7 protein-coding genes and 19 tRNA genes are annotated in these 10,745 nt (G+C 39.2%); all 26 read left to right on the top strand.

Features of this window, described 5'->3' with window-relative positions:
- Positions 1-87: 87 nt before the first annotated feature.
- The 26 genes from H3T48_RS06740 (at position 88) to smpB (ending at position 10,449) form a co-directional block, all read left to right on the top strand.
- Positions 88-160, top strand: a tRNA-Val gene (locus H3T48_RS06740).
- Positions 161-164: 4 nt separating this feature from the next.
- A tRNA-Lys gene (locus H3T48_RS06735) sits at positions 165-237 on the top strand.
- Between the two features lie 12 nt (positions 238-249).
- Positions 250-331 (top strand) — tRNA-Leu (locus tag H3T48_RS06730).
- 36 nt (positions 332-367) lie between these two features.
- A tRNA-Thr gene (locus tag H3T48_RS06725) sits at positions 368-440 on the top strand.
- Between the two features lie 11 nt (positions 441-451).
- A tRNA-Gly gene (locus H3T48_RS06720) sits at positions 452-523 on the top strand.
- Positions 524-533: 10 nt separating this feature from the next.
- Positions 534-619: transfer RNA gene (locus tag H3T48_RS06715), tRNA-Leu, on the top strand.
- Positions 620-628: 9 nt separating this feature from the next.
- A tRNA-Arg gene (locus tag H3T48_RS06710) sits at positions 629-702 on the top strand.
- Between the two features lie 5 nt (positions 703-707).
- Positions 708-781 (top strand) — tRNA-Pro (locus H3T48_RS06705).
- Positions 782-811: 30 nt separating this feature from the next.
- Positions 812-885 (top strand) — tRNA-Met (locus H3T48_RS06700).
- Between the two features lie 13 nt (positions 886-898).
- Positions 899-972: transfer RNA gene (locus H3T48_RS06695), tRNA-Ile, on the top strand.
- 37 nt (positions 973-1,009) lie between these two features.
- Positions 1,010-1,083: transfer RNA gene (locus tag H3T48_RS06690), tRNA-Met, on the top strand.
- A 3-nt stretch (positions 1,084-1,086) separates the two neighbouring features.
- Positions 1,087-1,160 (top strand) — tRNA-Asp (locus H3T48_RS06685).
- A gap of 6 nt (positions 1,161-1,166) precedes the next feature.
- Positions 1,167-1,239 (top strand) — tRNA-Phe (locus H3T48_RS06680).
- Positions 1,240-1,246: 7 nt separating this feature from the next.
- Positions 1,247-1,328 (top strand) — tRNA-Tyr (locus H3T48_RS06675).
- A 4-nt stretch (positions 1,329-1,332) separates the two neighbouring features.
- Positions 1,333-1,403: transfer RNA gene (locus H3T48_RS06670), tRNA-Trp, on the top strand.
- A 13-nt stretch (positions 1,404-1,416) separates the two neighbouring features.
- Positions 1,417-1,489 (top strand) — tRNA-His (locus H3T48_RS06665).
- A gap of 7 nt (positions 1,490-1,496) precedes the next feature.
- A tRNA-Gln gene (locus H3T48_RS06660) sits at positions 1,497-1,568 on the top strand.
- A gap of 21 nt (positions 1,569-1,589) precedes the next feature.
- A tRNA-Cys gene (locus tag H3T48_RS06655) sits at positions 1,590-1,660 on the top strand.
- A 43-nt stretch (positions 1,661-1,703) separates the two neighbouring features.
- A tRNA-Leu gene (locus H3T48_RS06650) sits at positions 1,704-1,788 on the top strand.
- A gap of 117 nt (positions 1,789-1,905) precedes the next feature.
- On the top strand, positions 1,906-3,081 hold the full coding sequence (locus tag H3T48_RS06645; RefSeq protein WP_074425711.1) for a glycosyltransferase family 4 protein: 1,176 nt from the start codon (positions 1,906-1,908) through the stop codon (positions 3,079-3,081).
- A complete protein-coding gene (locus H3T48_RS06640; protein ID WP_198188941.1) occupies positions 3,074-4,117 on the top strand; it encodes a glycosyltransferase family 4 protein in 1,044 nt (347 codons plus the stop codon). The genes H3T48_RS06645 and H3T48_RS06640 overlap by 8 nt, the downstream gene beginning before the upstream one ends.
- Positions 4,117-5,142: a lysylphosphatidylglycerol synthase transmembrane domain-containing protein gene (locus H3T48_RS06635; RefSeq protein ID WP_074425709.1), complete on the top strand. Its 1,026-nt coding sequence runs from the start codon at positions 4,117-4,119 to the stop codon at positions 5,140-5,142. The genes H3T48_RS06640 and H3T48_RS06635 overlap by 1 nt, the downstream gene beginning before the upstream one ends.
- A 69-nt stretch (positions 5,143-5,211) precedes the next feature.
- Positions 5,212-7,275 carry an LTA synthase family protein gene (locus tag H3T48_RS06630; RefSeq protein WP_187157601.1) on the top strand — a complete coding sequence of 688 codons (2,064 nt, stop codon included), beginning with the start codon at positions 5,212-5,214 and terminating at the stop codon, positions 7,273-7,275.
- Positions 7,276-7,345: 70 nt separating this feature from the next.
- Positions 7,346-7,579, top strand: coding sequence for a preprotein translocase subunit SecG (gene secG, locus H3T48_RS06625; RefSeq protein WP_046306231.1), 234 nt, complete (start codon positions 7,346-7,348; stop codon positions 7,577-7,579).
- Between the two features lie 71 nt (positions 7,580-7,650).
- On the top strand, positions 7,651-9,981 hold the full coding sequence (gene rnr, locus H3T48_RS06620) for a ribonuclease R (RefSeq protein ID WP_198188940.1): 2,331 nt from the start codon (positions 7,651-7,653) through the stop codon (positions 9,979-9,981).
- 9 nt (positions 9,982-9,990) lie between these two features.
- Positions 9,991-10,449 (top strand): SsrA-binding protein SmpB, encoded by a 459-nt coding sequence (gene smpB / locus H3T48_RS06615; protein ID WP_187157603.1) that lies wholly within the window; start codon positions 9,991-9,993, stop codon positions 10,447-10,449.
- Positions 10,450-10,745 lie beyond the last annotated feature (296 nt).

Here is a 10,745-nt window from a genome sequence, read left to right as displayed (position 1 = left end):
CATGCCGAACACAGCAGTTAAGCTTCTTCACGCCGAGAGTAGTTGGTGGGAGACTGCCTGCGAGGGTAGGACGCTGCCGTGCTTTATGGAGGATTAGCTCAGCTGGGAGAGCATCTGCCTTACAAGCAGGAGGTCACAGGTTCGAGCCCTGTATCCTCCATACCGAGTCGTTAGCTCAGTCGGTAGAGCATCTGACTTTTAATCAGAGGGTCGACGGTTCAAGCCCGTCACGACTCATGGCCCCATTTTGCGGGTGTGGCGGAATTGGCAGACGCGCTAGATTTAGGTTCTAGTGTTCTCGGACGTGTGGGTTCAAGTCCCACCACCCGTATTCGCCAAATATTATTAATACCATATTTACATTTTTGCCGATTTAGCTCAGTTGGTAGAGCATCTGTCTTGTAAACAGGGGGTCGTACGTTCAAATCGTATAATCGGCATTCATAATTATGCGGAAGTAGTTCAGTGGTAGAACATCACCTTGCCATGGTGGGGGTCGCGGGTTCGAATCCCGTCTTCCGCTTTCATTACATGCCGGGGTGGCGGAATTGGCAGACGCACGGGACTTAAAATCCCGCGGTTGGTTTCAACCGTACCGGTTCGACTCCGGTCCTCGGCATCTAATGATGCGCCCTTAGCGCAACTGGATAGAGTGTCTGACTACGAATCAGAAGGTTGAAGGTTCAAATCCTTCAGGGCGCATATCCCGGGAAGTGGCTCAGTTTGGTAGAGCACCTGGTTTGGGACCAGGGGGTCGCAGGTTCGAATCCTGTCTTCCCGATTTGTAATTGAATAACGATTACATTTTGTTGGCGGTGTAGCTCAGCTGGCTAGAGCGTCCGGTTCATACCCGGGAGGTCGAGGGTTCGATCCCCCCCGCCGCTATTTGCTAGAGCTCGGACCTTTAGCTCAGTTGGTTAGAGCAGACGGCTCATAACCGTCCTGTCGTAGGTTCGAGTCCTACAAGGTCCATTAAACTGGGTTTTGTACATTTATTTATTATTATAATCGCGGGATGGAGCAGTCTGGTAGCTCGTCGGGCTCATAACCCGAAGGCCGGTGGTTCAAATCCACCTCCCGCAATATGGTCCATTGGAGCAGTGGTTTATCTCGTCTCCCTGTCACGGAGAAGATCATCAGTTCAAATCTGATATGGACCGTAGGATGGCTCGGTAGCTCAGTTGGTAGAGCAAAGGATTGAAGCTCCTTGTGTCGGCGGTTCGATTCCGTCCCGCGCCATCAGCCTGGAGGAGTAGCGAAGTGGCTAAACGCGGCGGTCTGTAAAACCGCTCTCTCTGAGTTCGGCGGTTCGAATCCACCCTCCTCCATAATAGGGATATCGTATAAAGGTAGTACATCGGTCTCCAAAACCGCTAGTGTGGGTTCAATTCCTACTATCCCTGTTAAAACTTCATGGCGGAATTGGTGAAGGGGTTAACACACCGGTTTGTGGATCCGGCATACATGGGTTCGAATCCCATATTCCGCCCTAGCATTGGGATATAGCCAAGCGGTAAGGCACTAGACTTTGACTCTATTATGCGCTGGTTCGAATCCAGCTATCCCAATCTATTATGAGAATATTCAATGGCGGTGTAGCCAAGTGGTAAGGCAGAGGTCTGCAAAACCTTAATCGTCGGTTCAAATCCGATCCCCGCCTTTAAAGGTTCAGTCCATTGAACTATTATTTTTTGTTTTACTATGGCGGTGTGGCGGAATTGGCAGACGCGCCAGACTCAAAATCTGGTGTCCGTTTAGGACGTATCGGTTCGACCCCGATCACCGCTATTATATGGCAGCTTCTTACTAGAAGCTGCTTTTCTTTTATATTTTTTTGCTTTTGTTTTTATAAAAATTGCACATGCAGGGTGTAATCTTTATAATACCTTTTATGGAGGTATTCAAATGAATATTGGTATTTTTACCGATACGTATTTTCCGCAAATTAGTGGTGTAGCAACATCAATCAAAACATTAAAGGATGCCCTTGAAAAACAGGGGCATAATGTTTTTATTTTTACGACTACTGATCCACATGTACAAAAGGGAGCAGTTGAAGCAAATGTTTTTCGCTTCAGTAGTGTACCGTTTATTTCTTTTACTGATCGACGTGTAGCTTTTAGAGGCTTTTTTGAAGCAACTAAGGTTGCTCGTGAAGTAAAACTTGATATTGTTCACACGCAGACGGAGTTTGCGCTGGGAATGATTGGGAAATATGTTGCGCATCAATTAAAGATTCCGGCCATTCACACGTATCATACGATGTATGAAGACTATTTACATTATGTGCTCAATGGTCATCTTTTGCGCCCATACCATGTTAAGCAATTTACCAATGTCTACCTCAAAAATATGGATGGCGTTATTGCCCCTAGCGAGCGCGTAGAGAAGCTTTTAAAGCGCTATAAGGTAACTATCCCTATGAAGGTAATTCCAACGGGAGTGGACATTGAGAGCCTAAATCAGCCTATTACTAACGACGTTCGTCACGATTTAGGAATTGAACCGGATGCACAAGTACTTTTGACCCTAAGCAGAATTGCTGGAGAAAAGAAAATTAACCGGATATTGAATGTTTTGCCGGAAATTGTAGATGAATTTCCAAAAGCATGTTTAGTAATTGCAGGCGACGGTCCTGATTTAGAAGTCCTACAAGAGCAGGTTGAGCGTTTGACACTAGAAGATAATGTCATTTTTGCAGGAGATGTTCCTCATGAAGATGTTGGTTCATTCTACAAAATGGCAGACTTATTTGTTTCTGCTAGTGATACTGAAACACAAGGACTAACTTATATTGAAGCTCTTGCTTCGGGCACTAGGTGTGTTGTTTATGACACTGATTACACTGAACGGGTATTTGATGATAAATGTTTTGGTGAAGTTTTCACACGACCAAGTGAGATGCGTGATGAAATTTTAGATTACTTAAGAGAAGGTCCAAGCGAAATTCCAGCTGATAAGCTAGCTAAAAAGCTAGATCAAATTTCCGCTAAACGTTTTGGTAGTGATGTTCATCAATTTTATGAAGAGGTAATTGAAAATTACCAAGAGGATCTCGAAGAAGAGGATACCAATGATTAGAATCAATATGTTTTCGCAAGCTGATTCAGTTAAAGGCCAGGGAGTCGGTTCTGCTTACAATGAATTAATTAGCTTATTAAGAACGCATTTAGTAGAAGAATTTTATGTTACGAATAATAAGTATGGTCGAAGTGATTTAACGCACTATCATACAATTAACCCAACTTATTATGCTAATAGTTTTTCTCCAGCACGTGGGCGAAAAATTGGTTATGTTCACTTTCTACCTGAAACACTTGAAGGCTCAATCAAGTTACCCGCTCCAGCTAAAAAAGTCTTTTATAATTACGTAATAGACTTCTATAAGAGAATGGACCAAATCGTTGTCGTTAATCCTATTTTTATTGATAAATTAGTTAAGTATGGCATTAGACGCGAAAAGGTAAAATATATTCCTAACTTCGTTTCAAAAGAAGAGTTTTATCCTGAACAACAGGCTGAAAAAAATGCCTTTCGAAATCAATTGGGAATTCCATTAGATAAATTTGTTGTTTTTGGTGACGGTCAAGTTCAAGCTAGAAAAGGTGTTGATGACTTTGCAAAGATGGCTGAAGCGAATCCGGAAATTCAGTTCATCTGGGCTGGTGGCTTTTCTTTTGGAAAAATTACGGATGGTTACGATCACTTTAAAGAGCTAGTCGATAATCCGCCACAAAACCTGATTTTTACAGGAATAATTGACCGGCAAAAATTAGTTGATTATTTAAATATTGCAGATTTATTCGTTTTACCATCTTTTGATGAACTATTTCCGATGTCAGTTCTTGAAGCTTTTAGCTGTGGTACGCCAGTGCTACTGAGAGATCTTGATTTATATAAAGCAATTATCGATGGCTACTACATGAAGGGCGAAAACTTTGAGGAAATGAATGAGCAACTGCATCGAGTAGCGTATGATAAGACATTGCTAAATAAGTACGCTAACTTATCAAATATGGCCAGTGAAAAATATTCAGAAGATAATTTAGCCAAGATTTGGAATGATTTTTATCATGAGCAATATGAAATTGGCAGAAGACTAGGACAAATTCACTAATGAATAAGAAACATTTATGGGGCATTGCCATTGTTTTACTAATCAGCTGCGGTGTATTGTACGTTGATCTTAAGGATACTCCAGTTACGCAGCTGGCTAATGCAGCTCATGGAATCAATTATGGTGCGTTAATTTTAGTATTTGCATTGATGATACTTTCCTATGTGTTCGAAGCAAGCATCTTAGCAGTTTTAGCTCATCGCAAAGACGAACCAAAACGTTCAAAATGGTCCTTTTTTCGAATTCCTATCATTCAGGCACTGTTCAATGCTATTACGCCAATGTCAACTGGCGGACAGCCTTCTCAGCTTGCAGCAATGGTCCAAATGGGAATTGAGGGTGGCCGAGCAACATCGCTTCTTTTAATGAAGTTCATTATTTATCAAATCGTGGTTTTTCTCGCTTATGTGGTAACAATAATCACTGGCTTTAAGATGGTTGCAACAAAGTTTGCTGGTCTGGCATTCTTTATTGGAATTGGCTTCTTAATTCATGTGAGCTCGATTGTCTTTTTATTAGCTATTTTATTTGCCTATAACTGGACCAAAAAAGCTGCCAATTGGATAATGGACTTATTAGCAAAGTTTATTTCAACAGATCGCGTTGAAGTATGGCGAAAGAATACAGTTGATAAAATTGATACTTTCTATACTGAAAGTCAAAAACTCAAGCGCGAGAAAAAGAAATTGTTTCTTAGTGGGCTTTTGACTATTTTACAGCTTTTGTGTTTTTACTCAGTTCCTTACATGGTATTAGTTACCTTAGGTGTGCCTGCAAGTTGGGCAAGTGTAACGCAAATGAACATTATGATTATCATGTTTATGGCAATTATTCCAATTCCTGGAGCTTCTGGTGGAGCTGAATACAGCTTCCAGACTTTGTTTGCGACTTTTGTTTCTTCAAAAGGAGCGCTAGTTTTGGGGATGTTCTTATGGCGGTTTGTAACCTACTTTTTAGGAATGATTCTGGGAATTTTTGGTTGGATTTTTAAGCCGAAAAAAATTACTAATACACCAAATGATTAATTTTTACTAAAACCACTATGCATAATTGGCCTAAAGGGTACTATATTATCATAGTGAGAGGAGAATGGAATGACACGGATTAAGTCTTTCTTTCAATGGTTAGTTACTAATAAGCTAGGTTTTTTCACCATTGTCTTGATAACGTTTTGGCTAAAAACGTATTTGATTTATTTAACTAAATTCAATCTCGGTGCAGTCGGAGCGATGCAAAACTTTCTTTTGTTCATTAACCCACTGCCTGCTGCACTATTGCTACTAGGGATAGGTCTTTTCTTCAAAGGACGAAAATCGTATTGGATTATTATTGCAATTGATCTAATCCTTAGTACATGGCTATTTGCGAATATTTTATATTACCGTGAATTTTCCAATTTTTTGTCACTTTCAATTATTAAGACGTCTGGTTCAACTGCAGATAATCTAGGTAAAAGTATTGTTGGCATAACAAAAATAAGTGATTTTTTAACTTTTCTTGATGTAGCAGTCATTATAGGTTTGATGGCAAGTAAAGTTATCAAATACGATTTAAGGCCTTTAAAACTGAAATTTAATCTTTTACTTGAAGGATTAGCCGTGGCTTTAATCGGCGTTAATCTGATGATGGCGCAAAAAGATCGCTCAGGGCTTTTGACTAGAACGTTTGATAACAGCTATATTGTTAAGTATCTAGGGATGAATCAATATGCTGTGTATGATGCCTTTAAAACAGCACAGACAAGTGAACAGATGGCCAAGGCAAATGTTTCTGATTTGAGTTCTGTTAAAAAGTACTTGAAGGTTAATTATGTTAAACCTAATCCTGAATATACCGGTGTAGCTAAAGGTAAAAACGTAATTGTAATTCACTTGGAGAGTTTCCAACAGTTTTTGATTGGCTATAAATGGAAGGGTAAGGAAGTAACACCTAACCTAAATAAGCTGTATCATTCGAAGAATACTTTGAGTTTCTCCAATTTCTATAACCAGGTTGGTCAAGGTAAGACTTCTGACGCTGAAATGATGCTAGAGAACTCTTTATATGGGCTGCAATCAGGTTCAGCAATGTCGAGTTATGGTACTTCAAACACATTTGAAAGTGCACCAGCAATTTTAAATCAAGCTGGAGGCTATACTACTGCTGTAATGCACGGTGGTGCAGGATCATTTTGGAATCGAAATAATGCCTATAAGCAATTCGGCTACCATTACTTTATGCCACTGTCTTATTACGAGAACAAGCCAAAGTACTATATTGGTTACGGTCTAAAGGATAAAATCTTTTTATCGCAATCAATCAAGTATATTGAGCGTTTGCCTCAACCGTTTTATCTTAAGTTAATTACTGTCACTAATCATTATCCATATGATTTGGATAAAAAGAATCAGTCAATTGATCCAACTGACACTGGGGATGAAACTGTTGACGGTTATGTTCAAACGGCGCATTATCTGGATCAGGCAATTGGTGAATTTTTACAATGGATGAAGAAAACTGGTCTTGATAAGAAAACAATACTTGTTCTTTATGGTGACCACTACGGTATTTCTGGAAATCACCATAAGGCCAGTGCCGAATTACTTAAGCAAGACGAGTTCACCAATTTTGACAATTTGAAGTTTCAACGAGTACCTTTAATGTTCCATATGAAGGGACTAAAAGGTGGCATAAAGGACACATATGGCGGCGAAATAGATGTTTTGCCAACGTTGTTAAACTTGCTTGGCATTAACGACAAGGACACTATTCAATTCGGGCACGATTTGCTTAGCTCAAAGGCGCCGCAGATTGTTGCCCAGCGTAATGGTGACTTTATTACGCCTGAATATGCTAAGGTGGGCGGTACCTATTACTACACCAAAACCGGTGAAGAGATTGAGAAACCAGACAAAAAGCTTAAGACTAAGCTGGTAGCAATTTCAAATAAGGTAACTACTCAATTGTCATTGTCTGATCGTGTCATTGCGGGTGATTTGCTACGTTTTTATAAGCCTAAAGGCTTCAAAAAAGTAAATCCACATGATTATGACTATAATGAAAAAAAGGCGCTTAAACAGCTATACTCTTCTAAAACTAAAACATCTTTGTGGTATCAAAATCACAAGAAAACAACTCAGAAGCAGTTCAAAACTGATGCGCCAGAGTTAGAAAAATAAAAGCTCGAAATAAAACATATTTTGTGCTAAAATTTATCAGTAATCGTATCTGTATATTGGAGGCAGCGTATTGTACAATTTATTTATGACGCTACTAATTATTGTTTCAATTTTAATTATCATTGCAACAATGATGCAGCCGCAGAAGCAACAAGATGCATTAAATGCCTTATCCGGCGGTGCAGTATTTAGTGGTCAAACGAAGAAACGTGGTTTTGAAGCATTTATGGAGAAAGTGACATCAGTATTACTAGCTCTCTTTTTCATTTTTGCTATTGTATTAGCTTATTTGTCTTCAAAATAGTAATGGTTCCTCCCGATCAAACGATGGGAGGATTTTTTTTATCTTTTTATCAAAGAATGGAGCTTAAGTGAATGGCACAGAACGAAAAAATTCTCGCTAATGTTTTAGAGATCTTTCGCCGCAACCCTAAAAAACAATATCAAGTAGAACAGATTGATCGGATGCTTAAACGAGACCGTTTAGGTAACTTTTCTGATATCGTCAAGGCTCTGTCATTTCTTGAGCAAGAAAAGAAACTTATCACGGATGGTAACGGACATTATCAACTGGCTCAAGAAAATACAATAGTCGACGGAATTTTTAAGTCTAATAGCAAAGGTTTTGGCTTTGTTAGGGTTGAAGATGAAGAGACTGATGATATTTTTGTTGCCAAAGATTATACTGCCTACGCAGTTGATGGCGATCAGGTCCGCGTGAAAATTACCGCTGGTGGCAATCCTTGGAATGGAAAAGGTCCAGAAGGACAAGTTCAGGAAATTGTTGAACGTAATTTAACGTCACTAGTTGGTGAATTCCACCCAATGACGGATGAACAAGTCAAGACAAGTCACTTTATCGGTTACGTATTAAGTACGAACAAAAAATTAGCAAATTACCGTGTTTACATTGGTGAAAACGGGCTTAAACCGCAAAAAGGTGATATGGTCAAGGTTTCAATTAGCAATTATCCTGACCAAGACAATCCTGACTCAATGACCGGTGTGGTAATTCAGGTCATTGGTAACAAGAGTTTGCCTGGCGTTGACATAATGGCAATTGTGTCAGCTCATGATGTTAAAACTGAATGGAATGAGGATGCGTTAGAGCAATCAAACAATATTCCTGATCATGTTACACCAGAGGATATGGCTAATCGCGAAGATATTCGTGACCAACCAACTGTTACTATCGATGGGGACGATTCTAAGGACTTTGACGATGCTGTTGTTTTATGGCAACTGCCAAACGGAAATTATCATTTGGGTGTTCATATTGCTGATGTTGCGCATTATGTTAAAGAGAATACCCCACTGGATAAAGAAGCATATACACGTGGTAATAGTACTTACCTAGTTGATCGCGTGATTCCGATGTTGCCGTTTAGACTTTCAAATGGTATTTGCTCATTAAATGAGGGTGTTGATCGTTTAGTACTTTCGTGTGAGATGGAATTAACCCCTGAAGGTGATCGAGTTAGTTACGATATTCATCCGTCAGTCATGCGCTCACATGGCCGTTTGACGTATAATAATGTTAACAAGGTGTTAGACCCTGACAATAATGATGAATTGGAAGAAAAGTACGTTGAGTTAGCGCCAATGTTAAAAGAAATGGCTGAATTGCATAACGCACTCTATAAAAAGCGTCATCAACGTGGTGCAATTGACTTTGAAGAGCCAGAAGCAAAAATCATTGTAGACGATCAAGGCAAACCAACCGATATCGTCTTGCATGATCGTGGTACAGCAGAAAAAATGATTGAATCTTTCATGTTGCTTGCTAACGAGACAGTTGCTGAAGCCTTCTATAAAAAGCATGTGCCATTTCTCTACCGTGTGCACGAAACTCCGGACGGCGAAAGAATTAAGAGCTTCTTCGAATTTTGTAGCGCATTCGGTCTAAATATTACTGCAGATCCAAACCATGTTAAGCCACTCGATTTACAAAAGGTGGTATCAAAAACTACAGGCACTCCCGAAGAAGCCGTTGTGCAAATGATGATGTTGCGTAGCTTAAAGCAAGCTCATTATTCGGAAGAGCCGCTAGGACACTTTGGTATTGCGGCTAAATTCTATACGCACTTTACTTCTCCAATCAGAAGATATTCTGACTTAATGGTGCACCGAATGATTCATGCATACGCTGAAGAAGGAACTGATAAGGAAGTCAGAGATCACTTTGCAAATTGCTTGCCTGAAGTTGCAGAACAAACTTCAACCCAGGAACGTGTCTCAATTGATACTGAGCGCGAAACTAATGATCTGAAGATGACTGAGTATATGGCTGATCAAGTGGGTCAACATTTTGACGCAGTTGTCTCTTCTGTGACTAGCTTTGGGATGTTCATTCAATTACCTAACACTGTTGAAGGTTTAATTCATATTTCTAACTTAACTGATGATTTTTACAGTTTTAATGAAAAGAGTATGACATTAACTGGTCGCGGGACACATAAGCAGTATCATGTTGGGATGCCAATCAAGGTGACGCTAACTAATGCAAATATTGAGCAGCATCAGCTAGACTTTGAAATTTATGACCCTAACGCACCTAAAAAGGCACATCACGATCGGGGTAACAACAATCGTCGTCGTGGGAGCCGTGGCTTTCACAACGACCACGGTCGCCGCAATAATGATAGAAATCGTAGCAATTTTCGGAAAAATGGTAATCATCCACATATAAGTAAATATAATCATTAGGACGGAAAATTGAAAAAAGAAAAGCAAGAAAATTTAATTGCTCAAAACAAAAAAGCGCATCATGACTATTTCGTTAAAGAGACATACGAAGCTGGTATTGCATTAACGGGTACAGAAATCAAATCAGTACGTGCCAGACGAATAAATCTTCGCGATGGTTATGTCCAAATTATTAATGGCTCTGCTTATCTAGAAAATGTTCACATTAGTGAATACAAAGAAGGTAATCGTTATAATCATGAGCCACTACGCAGAAGGCAGTTACTTTTACACAAAAAAGAAATTGTACGCTTGGCTAAAGAACAAGCAGAGCGTGGTATTGCAATAATTCCGCTCAAAGTCTATCTTAAACATGGCTTTGCCAAGGTTCTTATTGGCGTGGGCCAGGGAAAGAAAAAGTATGACAAACGTGAGACTATCAAGAAGCGTGACCAGGAACGTGAATTACGTCGACAATACAAATTTTAGAAAAACAGTTTAATTGGGTAATCAATTAAACTGCTTTTTTTGTAAAAGAACTTATTTTTAGTATATAAATGGTTGCTGCTAAAAACTTGGTCTTTTATAATCAAACGCATAAGTATACATGAACATTTATTATAGATTTAAATAATAATAGTTAACTGTTATTTAATAAAAACAAACCTTAATTTTTTTATGATATCTTTCTTGTTAAGCATTGCATTATGTATGGATATTTATTATATTATTAGTATGGATAAGAGTTATTTATGACGCAATAATAACTGAATATAGTGAAATTA

Source organism: Lactobacillus sp. M0403, assembly GCF_016101265.1.
In the GTDB taxonomy this organism is placed as follows: Bacteria; Bacillota; Bacilli; order Lactobacillales; family Lactobacillaceae; genus Lactobacillus; species Lactobacillus apis.
This window is presented reverse-complemented; position numbering and strand designations above follow the sequence as displayed.